21 protein-coding genes and 1 riboswitch are annotated in these 20981 nt (G+C 69.7%); of the genes, 5 read left to right on the top strand and 16 right to left on the bottom strand.

Features of this window, described 5'->3' with window-relative positions; all coding sequences use genetic code 11:
- Positions 1-52 precede the first annotated feature (52 nt).
- The 3 genes from IE246_RS10280 to IE246_RS10270 all read left to right on the top strand — a co-directional run bounded on the left by IE246_RS10280 (position 53) and on the right by IE246_RS10270 (position 4180).
- Positions 53-2026 carry a TonB-dependent receptor plug domain-containing protein gene (locus IE246_RS10280; RefSeq protein ID WP_189989056.1) on the top strand — a complete coding sequence of 658 codons (1974 nt, stop codon included), beginning with the start codon at positions 53-55 and terminating at the stop codon, positions 2024-2026.
- Between the two features lie 82 nt (positions 2027-2108).
- Positions 2109-2633, top strand: coding sequence for a YfiR family protein (locus IE246_RS10275; RefSeq protein ID WP_189989054.1), 525 nt, complete (start codon positions 2109-2111; stop codon positions 2631-2633).
- Entirely contained in the window at positions 2633-4180 is a 1548-nt protein-coding gene (locus tag IE246_RS10270; protein WP_189989052.1) for an ATP-binding protein, read from the top strand. The genes IE246_RS10275 and IE246_RS10270 overlap by 1 nt, the downstream gene beginning before the upstream one ends.
- Positions 4181-4187: 7 nt before the next feature.
- Here IE246_RS10270 and IE246_RS10265 read toward each other — a convergent pair whose 3' ends face one another.
- From IE246_RS10265 to IE246_RS10255, 3 genes are read right to left on the bottom strand one after another with little or no spacing between them, the layout of a single operon-like run.
- Positions 4188-4601, bottom strand: coding sequence for a DUF6285 domain-containing protein (locus tag IE246_RS10265; protein ID WP_189989049.1), 414 nt, complete (start codon positions 4599-4601; stop codon positions 4188-4190).
- Positions 4601-5635: a phosphotransferase family protein gene (locus IE246_RS10260; protein ID WP_189989047.1), complete on the bottom strand. Its 1035-nt coding sequence runs from the start codon at positions 5633-5635 to the stop codon at positions 4601-4603. The genes IE246_RS10265 and IE246_RS10260 overlap by 1 nt, the downstream gene beginning before the upstream one ends.
- A gap of 3 nt (positions 5636-5638) precedes the next feature.
- The gene (locus IE246_RS10255) at positions 5639-6841 is read right to left on the bottom strand and encodes an acyl-CoA dehydrogenase family protein (RefSeq protein WP_189989046.1); all 1203 of its coding nucleotides are present in this window, start codon (positions 6839-6841) and stop codon (positions 5639-5641) included.
- Positions 6842-6932: 91 nt separating this feature from the next.
- Between IE246_RS10255 and IE246_RS10250 the strand changes: the two genes are divergently transcribed.
- Positions 6933-7289 (top strand): RidA family protein, encoded by a 357-nt coding sequence (locus tag IE246_RS10250; protein ID WP_189989044.1) that lies wholly within the window; start codon positions 6933-6935, stop codon positions 7287-7289.
- 66 nt (positions 7290-7355) lie between these two features.
- On the opposite strand, the gene IE246_RS10245 is transcribed toward IE246_RS10250, so the two are convergent.
- From IE246_RS10245 to IE246_RS10235, 3 genes are all read right to left on the bottom strand, one after another.
- The gene (locus IE246_RS10245) at positions 7356-7910 is read right to left on the bottom strand and encodes a protein-tyrosine phosphatase family protein (RefSeq protein ID WP_189989042.1); all 555 of its coding nucleotides are present in this window, start codon (positions 7908-7910) and stop codon (positions 7356-7358) included.
- Positions 7856-9073 (bottom strand): polyhydroxyalkanoate depolymerase, encoded by a 1218-nt coding sequence (locus IE246_RS10240; RefSeq protein ID WP_189989041.1) that lies wholly within the window; start codon positions 9071-9073, stop codon positions 7856-7858. The genes IE246_RS10245 and IE246_RS10240 overlap by 55 nt, the downstream gene beginning before the upstream one ends.
- A 191-nt stretch (positions 9074-9264) precedes the next feature.
- Positions 9265-9900 carry a HupE/UreJ family protein gene (locus IE246_RS10235; protein ID WP_189989039.1) on the bottom strand — a complete coding sequence of 212 codons (636 nt, stop codon included), beginning with the start codon at positions 9898-9900 and terminating at the stop codon, positions 9265-9267.
- 33 nt (positions 9901-9933) lie between these two features.
- Positions 9934-10157, bottom strand: a riboswitch (cobalamin riboswitch).
- A gap of 108 nt (positions 10158-10265) precedes the next feature.
- On the opposite strand from IE246_RS10235, the gene IE246_RS10230 reads away from it, so the two are divergent.
- Positions 10266-11738 carry an AMP nucleosidase gene (locus IE246_RS10230; protein WP_189989036.1) on the top strand — a complete coding sequence of 491 codons (1473 nt, stop codon included), beginning with the start codon at positions 10266-10268 and terminating at the stop codon, positions 11736-11738.
- Between the two features lie 6 nt (positions 11739-11744).
- Here IE246_RS10230 and IE246_RS10225 read toward each other — a convergent pair whose 3' ends face one another.
- The 10 genes from IE246_RS10225 to IE246_RS10180 all read right to left on the bottom strand — a co-directional run bounded on the left by IE246_RS10225 (position 11745) and on the right by IE246_RS10180 (position 20971).
- On the bottom strand, positions 11745-11987 hold the full coding sequence (locus IE246_RS10225) for a hypothetical protein (RefSeq protein ID WP_189989034.1): 243 nt from the start codon (positions 11985-11987) through the stop codon (positions 11745-11747).
- A 78-nt stretch (positions 11988-12065) separates the two neighbouring features.
- Entirely contained in the window at positions 12066-13112 is a 1047-nt protein-coding gene (locus IE246_RS10220) for a Glu/Leu/Phe/Val family dehydrogenase (RefSeq protein WP_189989032.1), read from the bottom strand.
- 166 nt (positions 13113-13278) lie between these two features.
- A complete protein-coding gene (locus IE246_RS10215; RefSeq protein ID WP_189989030.1) occupies positions 13279-14301 on the bottom strand; it encodes a branched-chain amino acid ABC transporter permease in 1023 nt (340 codons plus the stop codon).
- Between the two features lie 13 nt (positions 14302-14314).
- Positions 14315-15190 carry a branched-chain amino acid ABC transporter permease gene (locus tag IE246_RS10210; RefSeq protein WP_189989028.1) on the bottom strand — a complete coding sequence of 292 codons (876 nt, stop codon included), beginning with the start codon at positions 15188-15190 and terminating at the stop codon, positions 14315-14317.
- A 14-nt stretch (positions 15191-15204) separates the two neighbouring features.
- Complete coding sequence (locus IE246_RS10205; protein ID WP_189989026.1) at positions 15205-15909, bottom strand: ABC transporter ATP-binding protein; 705 nt, start codon at positions 15907-15909, stop codon at positions 15205-15207.
- Entirely contained in the window at positions 15903-16691 is a 789-nt protein-coding gene (locus tag IE246_RS10200; RefSeq protein ID WP_189989024.1) for an ABC transporter ATP-binding protein, read from the bottom strand. The genes IE246_RS10205 and IE246_RS10200 overlap by 7 nt, the downstream gene beginning before the upstream one ends.
- 52 nt (positions 16692-16743) lie before the next feature.
- Entirely contained in the window at positions 16744-18054 is a 1311-nt protein-coding gene (locus tag IE246_RS10195) for an ABC transporter substrate-binding protein (RefSeq protein WP_189989022.1), read from the bottom strand.
- A gap of 316 nt (positions 18055-18370) precedes the next feature.
- Positions 18371-19183: an ABC transporter ATP-binding protein gene (locus IE246_RS10190; RefSeq protein WP_189989020.1), complete on the bottom strand. Its 813-nt coding sequence runs from the start codon at positions 19181-19183 to the stop codon at positions 18371-18373.
- Entirely contained in the window at positions 19167-20042 is an 876-nt protein-coding gene (locus IE246_RS10185; RefSeq protein WP_189989018.1) for an ABC transporter ATP-binding protein, read from the bottom strand. The genes IE246_RS10190 and IE246_RS10185 overlap by 17 nt, the downstream gene beginning before the upstream one ends.
- The gene (locus IE246_RS10180; protein ID WP_189989015.1) at positions 20039-20971 is read right to left on the bottom strand and encodes an ABC transporter permease; all 933 of its coding nucleotides are present in this window, start codon (positions 20969-20971) and stop codon (positions 20039-20041) included. The genes IE246_RS10185 and IE246_RS10180 overlap by 4 nt, the downstream gene beginning before the upstream one ends.
- Positions 20972-20981 lie beyond the last annotated feature (10 nt).

The raw sequence follows: 20981 nt of genomic DNA, 5'->3' as shown, positions 1-20981 counted from the left end.
ACGTCCGCCGGGTTGAGGTATTGTCACACCCAATGTCGTCGGGGAGGGGGCAATGAAGCGACATTGGGTGGCTGCCGCGGTTGCCGCGTCGGTCCTGTCGGCCGTGGCGGCGGCCAGGCCGGCGTCGGCACAGGACTACGCGGATCTGACGCTCGAGCAGCTCATGAAGATCGAGATCACTTCCGCGGCGAAACGTCCGGAGTCGATCGAGAACACGCCGGCCGCTGTGTTCGTGCTGACCGACGAGGACATCCGGCGGATGGGCGCGCGGTCGATTCCCGAGGCGCTCCGCATGGTGCCCGGGCTCAATGTCGCGCAGATCACCGGCAGTTCCTGGGCGATCTCCGCACGCGGATTCAACAGCCGATTCGCGAACAAGCTGCTGGTTCTGATCGACGGCCGGACAGTGTACACGCCGCTGTTCTCCGGGGTGTACTGGGACCGGCAGGACACGCTGCTCGAGGACGTCGACCGGATCGAGGTGATCCGCGGGCCGGGCGCCGCCCTGTGGGGCGCCAACGCGGTCAACGGGGTGATCAACGTGATCACCAAGCACTCACGCGACACCCAGGGCACGTACCTCGCCGCCGGGGCCGGCTCCGACGACGAGATCCGCAGCGCCGTGCGCCACGGCGGCCGGCTCGGCGACGGCGGGCACTACCGGGTGTACGGGCAGGCCTTCAACGAGGGCAGCCGTCCCGGCACCGACGGTGTCGGAGGCGCCGACGACTGGCGGACCGCGCGGGTCGGGTTTCGCGCGGATCTGGTCGATCGGTCCGGCGACTCCTGGCATTTCCAGGGCGGGTCGTTCAGCAGCGTCGTCGGCGACGGTTACATCGGGCCGACCCTGACGGCGCCGTATTCCGAGCGCCTGGAGGTCGATTCGGAGGTGACCGGCAGCTTCGTGCTCGGCAGCTGGAGCCGCGAACTCGCCGCCGACAACAAGATCGAGCTGCGCGCCTACTACCAGAGCGAAGTGTTCGACGACCCGCGGGTCGGGGAGGAACGCGGCACCCTGGACGTCGAGGCGCTGCACCGCTTCGTGGTCGGCGGCCGGCACAACATCGTCTGGGGTGTCGGCGGACGCTACAGCCGGGACGATCTCGCCGAGAGCTTCTCGGTCGATTTCGAGCCGGACAGCGACGACCAGTACCTGGTCAACGCCTTCGGGCAGGACACCATGCAGTTCTTCGGCGGGCGGGTGGAGGTCACGCTCGGCACCAAGCTGGAATACAACAGCTACACCGGTCTCGAGGTTCAGCCCAATCTCCGGGCGCTGTGGCACCTGGACGACCGGAACGCCGTGTGGGCGGGCGTGTCGCGGGCCGTTCGCACGCCGTCGCGGGCCGAGAACGACCTCGACATCCTGGGGATCGTGCTGCCGCCGTCCACGGCCGCGGGGCTGCCGACGGCGATCCGGTTCGTCGGCGACCGCGCCGTACGGTCGGAAGAGCTGCTGGCGCTCGAGGCCGGTTACCGGTGGCGGCCGCTGGACAGCGTGTCGTTCGACCTCGCGACCTTCTACAACTTCTATGACCGGCTGGTCACCTCGACGGCCGGCCAGCCCTACGTTTCGACCTCCGGCGGCACGACCCATGTCGTGCTCCCGCTCGATACCGCCAACGACGGCGAGGCGGACGTCTACGGTTTCGAGCTGGTCGGGAACTGGCAGCCGGTCGAGAGCCTTCGGCTGCAGGGCTGGTACTCGTTCTTGCAGACCGACTATGCGCTGAACGCCGATCCGAACCATCAGGTCGGGGTCCGCAGCCTGCTCAACCTGACCCGGACCGTGACCCTCGACGCGGCCGCCCGCTACGTCAGCGAGATCGACAGCAACGACACCGACGCCTACGCCGAACTGGGCATCCGGCTGGCCTGGCGGCCGGTGCCGAACCTGGAACTGGCGATTCTCGGCCAGAACCTCCTGCACAGCGAGCGGTTGGAGTTCAAGGGAGACGAACTGGCCGGAACCATCTCGACCAAGGCCGAACGGTCGGTCTTCGGCTCGCTAACCCTCAAGTTCTAAGAGCATGCCGCGCGGCACCGTCAACGCCCGAGCAACGCGACCAGAACGACGGCGGCCCAGACCGGTTCTGGGTGCCGCCGTCGTGGCGCTCGCGTCGCTGCTCGCGACGGGAGCCGTGGCGCATCCGGACGACGATCCCAAGGCCGCGGCGGTCAAGGCTGCGTTCGTCTACAACTTCGCGAAGTTCGCGACCTGGCCGGCCCGCCGGTTCCTCTCGCCGTCCGCCCCGGTCATCCTGTGCGTGCGGGGGGACGATCTGGAATGGCGCGCGCTGCGGCCGCTGACGGAGAAGCAGATCGGCGAGCACCCGGTCGAGGTGAGGGTCCTCGACGCCGATATGCCGGTGGACGCCTGTCATATCTTCTTCTCCAGCGAGTTCGTGTCCGGCGGATCGCTGCGCGATGCATTGGCGACGGCGAGTCGATACGCGGTACTGATGGTGTCCGACATGCCCGGATTCGCGTCGCTCGGAGGTCATATCGGGCTTGTCCAGGACCACAACCGGTTGCGCTTTCAGGTGAATCTCGATTCCGTCACGCGGACGGGCGTGAAGTTGAGCTCCAAGCTCCTCCAGTTGGCGGAGATCGTCGGTCCAGCGAGTCAATGATGCCCAGGTGGTTCTCGGATTTATCGCTTCACGCCAAGTTCGTCGCCGCGACCATGCTGGTCGGTTCGGTGGCGACCGCACTCGTCACCGTCGGGTTCCTGTTCTACGCCAACAGCGCGACCCGTTCGGGGATGGTCCGGGAAATGACCGCGCTGGCGCAGGTGCTGGCCGAGAACACCGGTGCGGCCCTGGTCTTCAACGACCCGGTGGCGGCCTCGGAGACCCTGTCGGCGTTGCGCGGAAGACCCGACGTGGTGGCGGGCCGCATCGTCAAGCCGGACGGTACCGCGTTCGCACATTTCGGGACCATGCCGGAGGCCGGCAACGGCAGCATCCAGCTGGCCCGGGACGGGGCACGCTTCGAACTCGAGGGTCTGTGGGTCAGGCAGCCGGTGCTGCTCGACGGCGAGGTGGTCGGCGCGGTCGAACTGGTGGCGTCGCTCGACGGGTTGCGGGACGAACGGAACGCCGTGCTGTCGATCGCGGGTGTCATCGTCGTGCTGTCGACCGTGGTCGCGTTCGCCCTGTCGTCGACGCTCCAGCACACGCTGGTACGGCCGATCATGCATCTGGCCGACGTCATGCGGAAGGTCAGCACCGATCGGGCGTACAACCGCCGGGCCGAGCGGCAGACCAACGACGAGCTGGGGGATCTGATCGCCGGGTTCAACAACATGCTCGAGCAGATCGAGTCGCAGCACACGGAGCTCGCGATGTATCGCGCGCAGCTCGAACGGCTGGTCGACGAGCGGACGTCCCAGCTCCAGGAGGCCAACACCCGGTTGCACGAGACCATCGCCGACCTGCGTGTCTCGAAGGGCGAACTGGAGGCGGCCAACCGCTTCAAGTCCGAGTTCCTCGCCAACATGAGCCACGAACTGCGGACCCCGCTGAACGCGATCATCGGGTTCTCCGAGATCATGGTCGAGGAGCTGTACGGGCCGCTCGGCGACCGCCGCTACGTGGACTACGTCAAGGACATCGGCCAGAGCGCGGAGCACCTGGTCGAGGTGATCGGCGACATCCTGGACATGACCCGCATGGAGTCCGGCAACCTGGTGCTGCGCGAGGAGACCGTGGACGTCTCGACCCTGATCGACGACGCGCAGCGGATCGTTCTGCCCCTGGTGCGATCGAAGGAGATCGACCTGCAGCGGCCGCAGGCGGAGGCGGCGTTGCCGCGCCTGCGCTGCGATCCGATGCGGATCCGGCAGGTCCTGATCAACCTGCTGTCCAATGCCGTCAAGTTCACCGAGTCCGGCGGCAGCATCTCGGTCCGGGTCGAACCGGGGGAGGGGCTGAAGCTGGCGATCTCGGATACCGGCATCGGGATCGGCGAGTCCGATATCGCCCGGGTCCTGACACCGTTCGCCCAGGTCGAGAACACCTTTTCGCGGCGGTACCAGGGGACCGGGCTCGGGCTGTCGCTGAGCAAGACCCTGATGGAGCACCACCAGGGCCGGCTGGAACTGAGCAGCAAGCTCGGCGAGGGCACGACCGTCCTGCTGTGGTTCCCGCCGGCCCGGCTGGAGGCACCGGCGCCCTGAGAGCGGGTCAGCTGCGGCTGGGCTGGCTGTACTCGCTGGCTTCCAGGAAGCGTGGATTCGAGCACTTCAGCCGCTCGACCACCAGCGTGGTCAACACGCCGTGGACCGGACCGAGCAGGTCGTCGTCGTACTCGCCGTCGCGGATCTCGCGGGCGAGATCGCTCAGCAGCGAGCGGACGCGCTCGCCGGAGTCGCCGCCGGCCCGGTGCACGTTGTCCTGGCCGTAGAGCTCGGCGAACGCGTCCAGTACCGTGCGGGCGGGTTCGCTGCCGGCCTCGACTTCGCGCCGGGCGATGGCGATCGCGCTGGCGACCATCAGCGCGGCGTAGCGGGCGCCGCCGTCGAGCGACGGCAGCACCTCGTCGCGCAGGGTCGTCTCGGCGGCGAGCAGAAGATCCAGCCGGTCCGGACGGTCGAACATCACGCAGCCTCCTCGATCGCCCGTATCTGGGTCAGCAGGTCGTATTCCATCTCGGCCGCCTTGCGTGCGGTCAGCGCCAGTTCCATGGAGAACTCGCGGCCGGACAGGTGCCGTTCGCCCTGCTGCAGGGCGATGATCGCCCAGCGCACGGTGCCGAGGACCTCCCAGTACGGGACGGCCGCCCAGTCGAGCCTGCGGCCGGACTCGGCCTCGTAGCCGCGCTGGAAGTCGGCCCGCTCGCCGATCCCGCCGACCGGCCGGTCGTCGGCGCCGAACCGCCAGCAGCGCGCGCACAGCCAGCCGATGTCCTCGAGCGGGTCCGACCAGCTCGCGAACTCCCAGTCCAGCACCGCCGTCACGACAGGCCCCTCGGTCGCGTCGACCATCAGGTTGCCGCAGCGGAAGTCGCCGTGGCCGAGCGCGGCGGCAGCGGTCTCCGGCGCGTTGCGGTCGAGCCAGCGGGTCGCCCATTCGAGCACCGGGTAGGGCCGGGGCAGGGCGTCGAGCTGCGCCAGGAACTCGGCGACCCGGCGGCGGGCCGGCGGCCCGGCGTCGGCGTCCAGGAACGCGAGGTCGGGGCGCGGCGGCACGATCGAGTGGATGCGCGCGAGCTCCCGTCCGATCGCCTCGGTCAGTGCGGCGCGGTGCGGATCGAGCGCCGGATCCCGCGCCAGGGTGCGCGGGTTGGCGGTGCCGGCGGCCCGGCGCATCAGGTAGAAGGGCTTGCCGAGCAGGTCGCCGGCAGGATCGGCGGCGAGCGGCTCCGGAACCGTCACCCCGGCCGCGAAGGCCGCCTTCAGCAGGGCGTACTCCTCGACCTTGGTGCGGCTGGCCGAGACGCCCGACGGCGCGTCGGTGCGCAGGACCAGCCCGAGGGTTCCGGCGTGCGGCCCGTCGGTCACCAGGGCGTCGAAGGTCCAGTTCTCCTGGATTGCGCCGCCCGGCATCTTGGCCGGTTCGGTCAGCCGGATCTCCGAGGCCCCGAGGGCTCCGGCGATCCAGCGGCCGAGTGCCTCCAGCGCCTCGCCCTGCATCGGCTAGACGCCCCAGGACCAGAAGTCGCCGCGCTCCTTCTGGTAGAACCGGGCCAGCACCATCTTGTGGACCTCGGAGGCGCCGTCGACCAGGCGGGCCTGGCGAGCGTAGCGGTAGATCCACTCCAGCGGCGTGTCCTTGGAGTAGCCGCGCGCGCCGTTGATCTGGATGCCGACGTCGACCGCCTCCTGCAGGGTGTCGGCGACGTGGATCTTCGCCATCGACACCTCCTTGCGGGCGAAGTCGCCGTTCGCCAGCTTCCAGGCCGCCTTCATGGTCAGCAGCCGGCCGATCTCGATCTTGTAGGCGAGGTCGCCGAGCATGGTCTGGACGGTCTCGCGGTCGGCCAGCCGGATGCCGAAGCCCTCGCGGCGCTCGGCGTACTCGATGGCGATCTCCATCGAGCGCTTGGCGAGGCCGAGCCAGCGCATGCAGTGGGTCAGGCGTGCGGTGCCGAGCCGGATCTGGGTCAGCTTGAGGCCGTCGCCGACCTCCATCAGCCGGTCCTTGTCGTCGATCTCCAGCCCCTCGAACTCGATCTCGCAGTGACCACCGTGCTCCTCCGGACCCATGATCGGGATCCGCCGGATGATCCGCCAGCCCGGCTGGTCCTTGTGGAACATGAAGGCCGACAGCCCCTTGCGGGCGTCGTCCGAGGTGCGGGCGATCAGGATGAAATGGGTGGCTTCCTCGGCCCCGGTGATGAACCACTTGCGACCGGTGACCTTCCAGCGGTCGTTGCCGGCCGGCTCGGCCCTGGTCAGCATCATGCCCGGGTCGGATCCGGCGCCGGGCGACGGCTCGGTCATCACGAAGGCCGAGCGAACCGCGCCGTCGACGATCGGCTTCAGCCAGCGCTGCTTCTGGTCCGGCGTGGCGACCCGGTTCAGCACGTACATGTTGCCGTCGTCGGGGGCGGCGCAGTTGAAGCAGGCCGGCCCGAAGATCGACCGGTTCATCTCCTCGTAGGCCGCTGCCATGCCGATCTGGTCGAACCCGAGACCGCCCATCTCGCGCGGCATCTGCGGCGCCCAGAGTCCGGCTGCCTTGACCTTGGCGCGAACCGTCTCCAGGCGGTCGAGCCGGATGTTGTCGTGCTCGTCATAGGCTGACGGGTCGGCTTCGAGCGGAAGGATGTGCTCGCCGACGAACGCGCGGACCTTGGCGCGATAGGCCTCGACCTCGGCGGGAAGATGGAAGTCCATGGGGGGTCGCTCGGCTGGTTTCGACCGCCTAAGATACCGCCGCCGCGCCGCGGCGCAACGCACCAGACCCCGAAGAAGAGGGAAACATCCAATGAGCATCAAGCGCTTCCAGACCGCGACCCGGATGAGCCAGGGCGTGGTTCACGGCGGCACGGTCTATCTCGCCGGCCAGGTGGCCCAGGGCGCCGGCGGCAAGAGCGTCGCCGAGCAGACGAAGGACATCCTCGGCCGCATCGACGCGCTGCTGGCCGAGGCGGGCAGCGACAAGGAGCACGTCCTGTCGGCGACCATCTGGCTGAACTCGATGGACGATTTCGCCGAGATGAACGGCGTGTGGGACGCCTGGGTGCCGGCCGGCCATGCCCCGGCGCGCGCCTGTGTGGAGTCGCCCCGGCTGGCGGCGCCGCAGTACACCGTCGAGATCGGCGTCATCGCCGCCGTGAAGTGACGGGACGGACCGGCGTCGGCGCCCTGTTCGCGCCGGCGCCGGCCCGAGCCTTTCGGCCCGAGCCGTTCAGTCCGGGCCGGTCGCGCCGGTGGTCGCCAGCCGACGTATCCAGGCTTCCTGTTCGGGTGTCTCGATGGCGCCCGGACGGACCCGCCGTACCGCCGCGATCGCGGCGTCGGGCGTCATGCCGCCCGCGACCAGTAGCGCCGCCGTCACCGTACCGCTGCGCCCCTTTCCGCCTCGGCAATGCACCAGCACACGCTCTCCGGCGGCGAGCCGGGCGAGCAGCCGGTCCAGGATCGCCGGCCAGCGCCGTTCGAAGCCGGTGTCGGGTGCGGTGAAGTCCTCGATCGGCGCGTTCAGCCAGGGGATCCCGAGTGCCGCGAACCGGCCGGCGATATCGCCCCAGCCGAGGGCGGCGGCCTCGCCGGGCGTCGTCAGGCCGAGCACGCAGGACGCGCCCCATTCGGCAATGGCAGTGGCATCGCCGTCCTCCGCCGGCACCGGGCCGAGCGCCAGCCGCCCCGCCCAGCGGCCGTCGTCGACCGCCGCGATCGGATAGTCCGTCAGCCGACGTCCCTGATGAAGCGGCCGATGGTCGGGGCGATGTTCTCCCGCCACTTGCGGCCGTTGAAGATGCCGTAGTGCCCGACCCTGGGTTCCAGGTGGTCGCGTCGGCGCGCCTCCGGGATGTTCGGGGTCATGCGATGGGCCGCCAGCGTCTGGCCGGGGGCCGAGATATCGTCCAACTCGCCCTCGATCGTCAGCAGGGCGGTCCTGCGGATCGCCTCGGGCCGGACCGGCAGGCCGCGCCACCGCATGACGCCGCGCGGCAGCTGGCGCTCCTTGAACACCCGCTGCACGGTCTCGAGGTAGTACTCGGCCGGCACGTCCATCACCGACAGGTACTCGTCGTAGAACCGCTGCTTGCCTTCCGCGGACTCGCCGTCGCCCTCGACCAGGTGGCGGAACATCTGCAGATGGGCGGCGAAATGCCGGTCCGGGTTCATGGCGATGAACGCGCCGATCTGCAGAAATCCCGGATACACCCGCCGGTGCGCGCCCGGGTAGTAGGGCGGCACGGTGGTGATGCAGCGGGTCTCGAACCAGCTCATGTCGCGGGCATCGGCGAGCTGGGTGACCACGGTCGGCGCGCCGTCCGGGTCGATCGGCCCGCCCATCAGGGTCATCGACGCCGGCTGCGCCGGGTCCTCCTGGTCGGCCAGCAGCGCCACCGTCGCCAGCGTAATCGGGGCCGGCTGGCAGACCGCGATCACGTGCAGGTCGGGCGCCAGATGCCGCATGAAGTCCATCAGGACGCCGATATAGTCGTCCAGGTGGAACGCGCCCTGGCTGAGCGAGATGCCACGGGCGTCGATCCAGTCGGTGACGTACACGTCGTGGTCGGCGATCAGTGCCTTCACGGTGCCGCGCAGCAGCGTCGAGAAGTGGCCCGACATCGGTGCGACCAGCAGGACCTTCGGATCGCTTCGGGACGTCTCGCGGCGGACGTGGACGAGATCGCAGAACGGCGTCGACAGCACCGGCTCGAACGCGACGGCGACCGGTCCGTCCGGCGTGTCCGCCGTGTCGATCTCCCAGTCCGGCTTGCCGCGGTGCTTGATCATCCCGTCCAGCACCTCGACTCCCGCCTCGAGGGCGCGGCCGAAGGCCAGATAGGACAACGGGGCGAGCGGGTGGCCGTTCAAGGCGACGGTGGTCTGGGTGAGCAGGCGGACCGGGGCGAGCAGCGCCCGCTGGGTCTCGTACAGGGAATAGAGCAAGACCGGTGACTCCGTGCCGTGACGGAACTTTCCCCCGAAAGGACCGGTATCAGGCTCCCCGAATTTCAAAAGATCAAGATTGACCGGTTTTCGAATCTATGTTCGCCGAGTCGTATCGTCATATGACCGGCCGGTCGGACGACGGCGTCGCTGCCGCCGCCGTCCGTCGCCAGGACCCGTGAGGGTCCGCGTCAGGCCAGGATCAGGCTCTCGACCTGCTCCAGGAAGAACGTCAGGCCGATGCCCGCGACCACCGCACCGGCGAGGCGCGGCCGGACGGCTTCGGGCCCGGCCGCCTTCCACAGCCGCACGGCCAGCAGCCCGGCGGCGACGGCGATGCCGTACTGGACCGCCGAGAAGCCGGCGAGGTAGGCCAGCAGCGGAGTCGGCTCGGCACCGACGATGCTCTGGCCGTAGGCCCAGCCGTGGAACAGCCCGGCGAGCGCGAACAGGCCGAGCAGGGCCGGGCTGCCGATCGACCGGCCGGACAGCACGACCGCGCCGATCGCCACGACCGACAGCGCGATCACGAACTCGGCGGCCGGGAGCGCGGTGCCCGCCACCTGCAGGAGGCAGCCGGCCACGGTGGCGGCCACGAAGGCCAGCGGCGAAAGCAGGCGGTTGCCGGTGAACGCCGCCGCGACTCCGGCGGCGACCACGAACGCCAGGTGATCGACGCCGATCACCGGATGGCCGAGGCCCGACAGCAGGCCGGTCGCGAGGGTATCGGGAACCTGGCCGCCCATCGCGTGGTGGGCCAGGGCCGGCGACGCCGAGGCGGCCAGGACGACGGGAACGAGCGCCAGGGCGCGACGTGAATGCATCATGTAATCTCCTCGGTCGTCCACCCGACGACCATTGGGGTTTCGTGGGCGGCGGCAGGTCTCCTGGCTCGCGCGTCGTCGCGGCTCGCCCAGCCTTCCCACCCGGACCCGGTCCGCGGCAGTGGCATGCAGGGCGACGCTCGGCGCTCACAGTTGCGGGGGCAGCCACGGCATCGGCCCCTGATGGGTACGCCTCACCGTGTTCCCTATTGTGCCGTCTCCGCGTCCGCTCGGACGGCACCGCCGGGCGGCATTCTCGGGCGACCGGTGCCCGCGATCAACGACGGATTTCGGCTGCCGTCCGCGTGGTCGCGCAGACTTTGTCCGTGATAAAATCCGGCCCCGCAACCGGACCGGACGAACCTGCCATGGACGCCTCGAACGTTGCCCGCGCATCGGCCGAGCCACCGGTGGTCTGCCGCGACGCAGCCGGCGTGGTCGCCGAGCTGGACCGGCTCTACCGGCGGCAGGTCGAGTTCCTGCAGTCGCGGTTCCGGACGTTCGAGTCGGGCGGGTTGGAGGGGCGGACCCGGGCGGTCTATCCGATGGCCCGGCTGGTGGTCGACGACGAGCAGGCGCATCGGCCGCTCGCCACCTTCGGGTTCGCCGACCAGCCCGGCGTGTACGAGGGCACCTTCACCCGGATCGACCTGTTCGGCCCGCATCTCCGGAAGCAGTTCGCCCGGATCATCGAGAACCACGGCGCCCCGATCGAGGTGTGCCTGTCCGACACGCCGATTCCGCTGCCGTTCGCGTTCCCGGACGGGATGGTGGTGGGCGACGGCTTCGACGCCGCCGCGATGACCCGGCTGAAGCGGCACTTCGACATGCCGGCGCTGGCCCTGATGGACGACCGGATCGTCAACGGCGAACTCGCGCCGGAGCCCGGCGAGCCGCTGCCGCTCGGCCTGTTCACGGCGCCGCGGGTCGACTACTCGCTGCACCGCCTGCGCCACTATTGCGGCACGGCGCCCGAGCACTTCCAGAACTTCGTGCTGTTCACCAACTACCAGGTCTACGTCGACGGCTTCGTGCAGCGGGCCGAGGCGCTGGTCCGCGATCCCGGCAGCGGCTACGTCGCCTTCGTCGAGCCCGGTGGCCGGGTGTTGCGCAAGGACGGCACGGCGGTCGGGGTGCCGGCGTCCCGGGCCCCGCAGATGCCGGCCTACCATCTGGTCCGCGACGACAACCAGGGCGTGACGATGGTCAACATCGGGGTCGGGCCGTCGAACGCCAAGACCATCACCGACCACGTGGCGGTGCTGCGGCCGAACGCCTGGGTCATGCTGGGACACTGCGCCGGCCTCAGGAACACCCAGCGGCTCGGCGACTACGTGCTGGCGCACGCCTACCATCGGGACGACCACGTGCTCGACGACGACCTGCCGGTCTGGGTGCCGATCCCGGCCCTGGCCGAGGTCCAGCAGTCGCTGGAGCAGGCGGTGGCCGACGTCACCGGCCTCGATCCGGTCGGGGTGAAGCGGATCATGCGCACCGGCACCGTGGCGTCGACCGACAACCGCAACTGGGAACTGCGCGAGCAGCACGAGCCGGACCGGGCGCTGTCGCTGTCGCGGGCGATCGCCCTCGACATGGAGAGCGCCACGGTCGCCGCCAACGGCTTCCGGTTCCGGGTGCCGTACGGGACGCTGCTGTGCGTCTCCGACAAGCCGCTGCACGGCGAGCTCAAGCTGCCGGGTATGGCCGACGACTTCTACCGTCGGCAGGTGGCGCAGCACCTGGACATCGGGTTTCGGACCATGGAACTGCTGCGGGCGCTGCCGCCGGAGCAGCTGCATTCCCGCAAGCTGCGCAGCTTCAACGAGGTGCCCCTGCAGTAGCCGGCGTCAGTAGTAGAGCTTGCGGGAGCCGGCGAGGGCGGCCGGCTCCTCCGGCCGGCGGATCGTCACGACGGCGCCGCGGATCGTCAGGGTGTCGCCGCACCGGTCGATCTGGATATCGGTGTCGCCGGCCGGCTGCAGTTCCAGGTCGAGCCCGGCGGCCCGAACCGGGGCGAACCAGTCGGCGACGGCCCGGCTCAGTCGGGCGATGGGCGATCGGTCCGGCAGGTCCAGGACGGTCTCGGTCATGGTCGGCTCCTCGGGGCACACGGCTGCAGCATAATCGGCCAGGGCCGCCGTTCCGGCATTGATCCAGCGCAAAGTCGGTCACGCCGCCCGCAGGCGCTCCTCGGCCAGCCGGTCGGCAGCGGTCGAGGTCGGGATGCGCTCGGCGTCGGCGATCTCGAAGATCCGTTCCAGGGTGTCGTGGATCCGGGCGATGCGGGCGAACGCCGCCTGCCGGTCGTAGGGGCGTCCAGTGCGCGTCGACTCGTGGCTCACGTTGATGATGCCGCCGGCGTTGATCGCGTAGTCCGGCGCGTACAGCACCCCGCGCTCGGCCAGTGCCGCCCCGTGGCGGGCTTCGGCGAGCTGGTTGTTGGCCGAGCCCGCCACCACCGGCGCCCGCAGCTCCGGGATCGTCTCGTCGTTGAGGACGGCCCCCATGGCGCAGGGTGCGAATACCTCGACCGGCTCCGCATGTATCCGGGCCGGCGCGACGGCGCGGGCGCCGTAGCGCCCGACCGCGGTCTCGACGCGCTCGGCGGCGAGGTCGGCGACGACCAGCTCCGCGCCGGCGTCGGCCAGGTGCTCGGCGAGGCACAGCCCGACATGGCCCAGCCCCTGGACCGCGACCCTCAGCCCGGCGAGGCTGTCGCCGCCGAGCCGCCGCCTTGCCGCGGCCTGGATGCCCACGAACACGCCGAACGCGGTGGCCGGTGACGGATCGCCGGCGCCGCCTTCGGGGATGCCCGCGACATGGGCCGTCGCGGTGCGCACGACCTCGAGGTCGGCGACCGAGGTGCCGACGTCCTCGCCGGTGACGTAGCGGCCGCCCAGCCGTTCGATCGCCCGGCCGAAGGCGCGCCACAGGGCGGCCGACTTGTCGCGCCCCGGGTCGCCCAGGACGACCGCCTTGCCGCCGCCCAGCGGCAGTTCGGCCAGCGCCGACTTGTAGGTCATGCCGCGCGACAGCCGCAGGGCATCGGCGATCGCATCCTGCTCGGTCGGGTAGGCCCACATCCGGCAGCCGCCGAGGGCCGGTCCGCGTGTGGTGTCGTGGATGGCGATGATGGCCTGCAGGCCGGCGTCGGGATCCGACGCGAACACGACCTGCTCGTGGCCGGCGTAGTCGGGGGCCTTGAACACTGGCATGGCTTCTCTCCCGCAACAGCCCCGCCCCTTTTCCCCAGGATGGGAAGCGGTGGCGGGTTGCGGAAGACGGGGCGGCGGGAAAAGACCGATCCGGTCCTGTCGTGCGGCCGGACGGCCACCGGCATTGCGCCGGACCGGCCGTCGGCGACAGAAACCTGCCGGACCGCTACTCGCCCGGTTGCGGGCTCGGGGTGCCGGGGCGGGACCCGCGTGCCGCCATCACCTCCACCGCCTTGCCGAGAACGCCGCGCGGCATATAGATGATGAACAGCACCAGCATCAGCCCGTAGACGGTGACGTCGAGGCCGTGGAACTCGTGGCCGAAGCCGAGCCGCAGGCCCTCGCCGAGCAGCAGGGTGATGACCGCGCCGACGGTCGGGCCGAGCTGCACGAACATGCCGCCGGCGATCACCGCGAACACGATCTGCAGCGAGATCGCGATGCCCGACACCGTCTCCGGGTTGATGTACTGCTGGTACTGGCCGTAGACCGCGCCGCCGAACGCCGTCATCGCCGCCGAGATCACCGTCACGGTCAGCTTGGTGCGGGTGACGTGGACGCCGAGCGACGCCGCCGCGTCCTCCTCCTGGCTGATCGCCTCCATGGCGTAGCGCATCATCGAGCGGTCGACGGCGCGCCAGATCAGCAGCCCGACCAGCCAGACCCCGACGATGATGTAGAACCAGACGGTCTTCGAGGCGAACTGCAGGGCGTACAGCGAGACCGGGTCCTCCGGCGAGACCACGCCGACCGGCGTCACGCCGAGCGAGCCGCCGGTGGTGTCGCGCAGCGCCACGATCAGCAGCCGGGCGACCTCGGTCAGGGCCAGGGTGACCAGCGCGAAGTAGTGGCCGGTGATTCGGAACCGGAAGCAGGGCAGGCCGATCAGCAGGCCGAGGATCGCCGAGGCCAGTACCGACAGCGGAATGCCGATCCAGGGCGTCAGTCCGGCCAGGTTCCACAGCATGGTGGTGCCGTAGGCGCCGATGCCGAGAAACGCGCCGTGGCCGAGCGATACCAGCCCGAACCGGCCCATCACCGACCAGCCGGTGTAGACGAAGCCCCACAGCAGGATCGAGATCGCGATGTGCAGGACGTAGTCGCTGAACCCGAGCAGCGGGAACGCCAGGATGGCGGCGAGGCCGGCACCCTTGAGGATGGTCAGGTTGCGGGAGGTCGAGGCGTCCATCGTCCGGTCCTCCTCAGCTCTTCGATCCGAGAATGCCCTGCGGGCGGATGAACATCATCACGATGAAGAACACGAAGGCGAGGACGTAGCCCCACTCGACCTCGGCGTAGAAGCCGCCGAGCGCAATGAACTCGGCGAAGATGAACGCCGCGATGAACCCGCCGATCATGTTGCCCAGGCCGCCCAGCACGCAGACCATGAAGGTGATCGGGCCGAAGGTCAGGCCGATCGCCGGGTGGATGTCGTACAGCAGCACCAGCAGGCAGGCCCCGAGGCCGGCCAGCCCGCCGCCGAGCGCCGAGGTCACCAGGTAGATCTTGCGCGGGCTGACCCCCATCAGGGGCATGACGTCGCGGTCCTGGCTGATCGCCCGGATCGCGGTGCCGAGATAGGTCTTCTTCAGGAACAGCCACAGCGCCACGACCGCGACGATCGACACCGAGAACGCGATGATCCGTGACACCGGGAAGTACATTTCGGCGACCGAGACGCTGCCGAACGACACCCCGAGGTTCCGGAACTCCACCGAGAACATCATGGTGGCGAGGCCCTGCAGGAAGAACAGCACGCCGCCGGTCACCAGCAGCTGATTGATCGGCTCGGTATGGAGGATCGGCCGGATCACCAGGTGGTGGAGCAGGGCGCCGAGCACGGCGACCACCAGGATGCCGGCCAGGAACGCCAGCGGCAGCGGCACCCCGAAATCGGTGTACAGGAAGTAAATCGTGTACATGCCGAGCATGATCAGCTCGGCGTAGCAGATCCACACCACGTCGATGACGCCGAAGATGATGTTCAGGCCGAGCGACAGCAGCGCCAGCACCCCGCCGAACAGCAGGCCCTGGATCACCGTCTCCCAGAGGAACGGATCGAGCAGCGAGAATTCCATCGTCTACCCTTTCCTCAGAGACCGATATAGGCGCGGCGGACCTCGTCGTTCTCCAGGAGCTCCTGGGACGCGCCGCTCATCTTGATCCGGCCGACCTCGAGCAGGTACGCCCGGTCGACCACCTTCAGAACCTGCTGGATGTTCTGCTCGACGATCAGCACCGTGTAGCCTTCCTGGCGGATCCGCCGGACGAGGTCGAACACCTGCTGCACGATCACCGGCGCCAGGCCGGCCGACGGCTCGTCCAGCAGCAGCAGCTTCGGCCCGGACATCAGGCCGCGGCCGATCGCGCACATCTGCTGCTCGCCGCCGGACATCGTGCCGGCGAGCTGGTGGCGGCGCTCCTTCATGCGCGGGAACAGCTCGTAGACGAACGCCAGGCGCTCGTCGAAGCGCGACCGGGCGCCGTTGATGAACGCCCCCATGCGCAGGTTCTCCTCGACCGTCAGCCGCGGGAACAGCCGCCGGTGCTCCGGCACGTGCGCGATGCCGAGCTCGATCACCCGGTGGGCCGGCACGCTGTCGAGCGACTGGCCCTCCATGGCGATGTGGCCGCCGTTCAGCGGGATCACCTTGGAGATCACCCGCAGCAGGGAGGTCTTGCCGGCGCCGTTCGGCCCGATGACGGCGACCGCCTCGCCGGCGCGCACTTCGAGGCTGACGCCGAACAGGGCCTGGAAGGTCCCGTAGCCGGCGGATACGTTCTCCAGTGTCAGCATGCGGCGGCTCCCCCGGCAGCTTCACCGGCAGACCGCCCCGCGACCTGGGTCTGGACGCTCTCGGCGTCGGTCCCGAGGTAGACCTCGACCACCTTGGGGTCGTGGGCGACCTCCTGTGGCAACCCGGTGGCGATGATCTCGCCGTGGTCCAGCACCACGCAGCGGTCCACGACCCGCATCAGCACGCCCATGATGTGTTCGACCCAGATGATGGTGATCCCGCGCTCGCGCCGGATGTCGCTGAGCATGTCGGCGGCCTGGTCCATCTCCTGCTCGTCGAGACCGCCCAGGCTCTCGTCGGCCAGCAGCAGCCGCGGCTGGGTGGCCAGCGCACGGGCCAGCTCGAGCTTCTTGAGCCCGGCGGCGCCGAGTCCGTCGACCCGGACGCTCGGGTCGGTCGGCAGCTGGGTGAGGGTCAGCGCGTCTTCGGCCCGCTTCCAGGCCTCCGAGCGGGAGATCAGGCGGTTGGCCCCGAAATACGCGGCCAGGGCCACGTTCTCGAGAATCGTGAGTTTCCGGAACGGCCGCGGGATCTGGTAGGTCCTGGCGATCCCGAGGTGGCAGACCTCGGTCGGCGACAGGCCCCCGATCTCGCGGCCTTCCAGCTTGATCGAACCGGCGCTCGGCGGCAGGGCGCCGGCGATGAGGTTGAACGTCGTGCTCTTGCCCGAGCCGTTCGGCCCGATCAGGCCGAGGATCTCGCCCTCGGCCAGGTCGAAGCCGATGCGGTCGACGGCGGTAAAGCCGCCGAACCGCTTGGTCAGGTCGCGCACTTCCAGCATGGTCCCCATCGCCGGTCCCCCCAATCGACGTCGGTAGGCTAGTGCCGTCCGGTCAGCGCGCGTAGGCGTGGCCGGCCGGCAGCGGGAGCACCGGATCCATGGTGCGGATGGCCGACGGCCAGACGATCTTGGTCACGCCGTCCACGTACTGCATCACGACCGGCGAGGAACGCTCGTTCTGGCCGGCCATCTCGTGGCCCGGCGGGTTGAACTTCACGCCGTAGCCCTGGATCGTTCCGCCGACCGGAATGTCGGTGTCCAGCGCCGCCTTGCGAAGGGCCTCGGGATCGTAGCCGCCGTAGGTCTTGATGGCGCGCGGCAGCACGTCGGTGAAGAAGATCCAGGCCTGGTTGAAGCCCATGGAGGTGTGCGGCGGCACCTGCTCGGCGCCGGTCTGCGCCTTGTAGCGCTTCACCATCTCGGCGGTCAGGTCGCCGAGGCCGGGGGCCAGGGTCTTCGGGTCCAGCAGCTGGGCGGCCACCGGGTCGACGTTGTAGATGAAGTCGGCGTCCTTGCCGAAGGTCGCCACCAGCTTGTCGATCTGGCCGTAGCCGGCACCGTGGCCGATCAGCGCCAGCCACTTCAGGCCCTGCTCCTTGGCCTGGCGCAGGAACAGCGTGATGTCCGGGTTGTAGCCGGTGTGCAGGATGACGTCCGGCCGGGCCCGGCGCAGCTTGGTGACCAGGCTAGACAGGTCGGGCGCGGTGGCGGCGTAGCCCTCCTTGAGGACCACGTTCATGCCGTACTTCTTGCAGTTCTCCTCGTTGCCCGAGGCGACGCCGGAGCCGTACGGCCCGTCCTCGTGGATGATCGCGACCTTGAGGTCCGACGGCTTGATGCCGAGCTTCGCTTCGGCGTTCTCGTTCAGGAAGGTGCACGATGCCCAGCCGAACTGGTCGGAATGGACCTGGCCGCGGAACACGTACTGCAGGTTCTTGCCCTTGAACACCGCCGAGGCGACGCAGACGTTCGCCCACATGAACTTCTTCTGGGAGTCGACCTTCTGGGCCATCGGCACGCAGTGCGCCGACGAGTAGACGCCCATGATCAGGTCGACCTTCTCCTGGTCGAGCAGGCGGGTCGCCTCGTTGATCGCGACCTCGGCCTTGGACTGGGCGTCGGCGGTGATGGCCTCGATCTTGTGGCCCTCGACGCCGCCCTTCTCGTTGATCAGGTCGATGGCGATCTGGGTGCCGATGGCGGCGGCCTGCGACCCGCCGGCCGCGAACGGCCCGGTGAAGTCGTAGATCACGCCGATCCTGATCGGGTCGGCGGCCTGGGGAGACGCGAAGGGTACGGTGGCCACCGCTGCGGCCCCGAGAACACCCCACATCGCCCGACGCACGGATGTCGTGAACGTCATGACGCTTCCTCCTGTCTTGAGAATGCCGGCCGGCGGACCCGGCTCTGGAACGATGGCAGGCGCAGTGTCCGCGGCAAAACGGCGCGGAGTCAACCGCCTGAGATATCAGATGATCCTCGATTGCGACCCGCGGCCGGGCGAGCGATCATCTCCGGTTGCCGACCTGCCCTCATCCCGGACGTCTTGCGCAAGCGGGGCGATCCGGGATGAGGGCAGGTCGGCGGTCCGGCGTTGGGCTCATCGGCCCGGGTCGGCGATCTTCAAGGACTCGATGACCGGCATGGCGAAGAGCGGCCTGCCGCTCTCCCCGCCATCCTCAGTCGAAGGTCTCCAGCGCGTCTACCGCCGCGCGGTCGTAGCCGAGCGAGGCCTTCAGCAGCTGCTGGGTGTAGCGGTGCGACGGCTCCGACCGGCGCAGCTGGTCGACCGTCATCTCCTCGACCACCCGGCCGGCGTTCATCACCGCCAGCCGGTCGCACATGTGGGCGATCACCGCCAGGTCGTGGCTGACCAGGACGTAGGTCAGGCCGTGCTCGCGCTTGAGCCGCTGCAGCAGGTTGAGGATCTCGGCCTGCACCGAGACGTCGAGCGCCGAGGTCGGCTCGTCCAGCAGCAGGATCTTCGGCTCCAGCATCAGGGCCCGGGCGATCGCCACCCGCTGGCGCTGGCCGCCCGAGAGCTGGTGCGGGTAGCGGAACCGGAACTCCGGGCCGAGCCCGACGTCGCGCAGCAGGTCGACGATTCGGGTGTCGAGGTCGGCGACCCCGTGGATCCGGCCGGGTTCGCCGAGGGTGCGGTCGACCGTGTGGCGCGGGTGCAGCGAGCCGTACGGGTCCTGGAACACCATCTGGACGGTCTCGTAGAACGCGGCGGTCCGCTTCGGCCCCAGGTTCTGGCCCTCGACCGCGATGCGCCCGGTCCAGTCGGTCGCCAGCCCGGCGATCGCGCGCAGCACGGTCGACTTGCCGGAACCGGATTCGCCGACCAGCCCGAAGCTCTCGCCGCGGTCGACCGCGAACGAGACGTCGCGGACCGCATGCACCATCTCGTCGCCCTTGCCGAAGCGGACGTCGAGATGCTCGATGGCCAGTGCCGCTTGTTGGAGGGCGATCTCAGAGGACGCGCGCATCGACACCGGGCTCCGTCTTCCAGGCTTCTTGGCGGGTGAGGGTGGAGAGCCGCTCGACAGGCTGGTCGACCCGCGGCAGCGAGGCCAGCAGCCCGCGGGTGTAGGGGTGCTTGGCGGCGTGCAGCTCCGAGGCCCGGCAGGTCTCGACGATCTGGCCGGCATACATGATCACCACCCGGTCGCAGAACGAGGCCACCAGGTTCAGGTCGTGGCTGATGAACATCAGGCCCATGCCGCGACGGCTGACCAGGTCGTCGACGATCGCCAGCACCTGCATCTGCACGGTGACGTCGAGTGCCGAGGTCGGCTCGTCGGCGATCAGCAGGTCCGGGTCCGGGATCAGCATCATGGCGATCATGATGCGCTGGCCCATGCCGCCCGAGACCTCGTGCGGATAGGCGCCGTAAACCCGCTCGGGATCGCGGATGCGCACAGCCTCGAGCATTTCCAGCGTCCGCCGCCTTGCTTCCGACGGCGACGCCTTGGTGTGCACCCGGTAGGCCTCGGCGATCTGCCGGCCGACCGTCATCACCGGGTTCAGCGAGAACTTCGGGTCCTGCATCACCATGGCGATGCGGTTGCCGCGGATCTCGCGGTACTGGCGCTCGGACAGCGACCGCAGGTCGATGCCGTCGAACTCCATCTTGCGGGCCTCGACGATGCCCGGCGGCCGGATCAGCCCGAGCACGGCACGCCCGGTCATGGTCTTGCCGGAGCCGGACTCGCCGACGATGCCGACCTTCTCGCGGCCGACCGAGAAGCTGATGTTGCGGACCGCCTCGACCACGCGGGTGCGGGTCGGGAACCGGACCGAGAGGCCCTCGACCTCGAGCAGCGGCTTGCTTGCGTTCCCGGTCATCGGCCGGACCTCGGGTCGAGGGCGTCGCGCAGGCCGTCGCCCAGCAGGTTGAAGCCGAGGCTGACGGTGAAGATCGCCAGGCCGGGCACGGTCGCCACCCACCACTGGTCGAGGATGAACTGCCGTCCGGTCGAGATCATCGCGCCCCATTCCGGCAGCGGCGGCTGGGCGCCGAGGCCGAGGAAGCCGAGGCCGGCGGCGGTCAGGATGATGCCGGCCATGTCGAGGGTGACGCGGACGATCACGCTGGAGATGCACAGCGGCATGACGTGGCCGATGACGATGCGAAGCGGCGACGCGCCCTGCAGGCGGATCGCGGCGATGAAGTCGGAGTTGCGGATCGTCAGGGTCTCGGCCCGGGCGATACGGGCGTAGGGCGGCCAGGAGGTGAGGGCGATCGCCAGCACGGCGTTGCCGATCCCGGGGCCGAGCGCCGCCACGAACGCCAGCGCCAGGACCAGCCGCGGGAACGCCAGGAACACGTCGGTGAAGCGCATCAGCACGGTGTCGACCCAGCCGCCGGCATAGCCGGCGACCGTGCCGATGATCAGCCCGAACACCGGCGCGGTCACCACCACCAGCGCGACCACGTAGAGGGTCACCCGGGCGCCGTAGAGCAGGCGGCTCAGGATGTCGCGGCCGAGTTCGTCGCTGCCGAGAACGAAGCCGGGCGCGCCGGGCGGCTGCAGGCGCCGCGTCAGGTCCTGGGCGATCGGGTCGGCCGGGGCGAGCAGCGGCGCGAAGATCGCCGCCAGCACCAGGACGACCACGATACCGAGCCCGAGCATGGCCAGCGGGTTGCGGGCCAGGCCGAGCCAGCCGAGATAGACCTGCACGCATCGGGCCTGCAGCCGGCTGGTCGGCGAATCGGAGGTCAGCCACGCGTGCAGGCCGCGGTGGCCGGGGGCGGAGACGGCGTGATGGGTCATGCGTGCCTCC

The organism is Thalassobaculum fulvum (genome assembly GCF_014652915.1).
GTDB lineage: Bacteria > Pseudomonadota > Alphaproteobacteria > Thalassobaculales > Thalassobaculaceae > Thalassobaculum_A > Thalassobaculum_A fulvum.
This window is presented reverse-complemented; position numbering and strand designations above follow the sequence as displayed.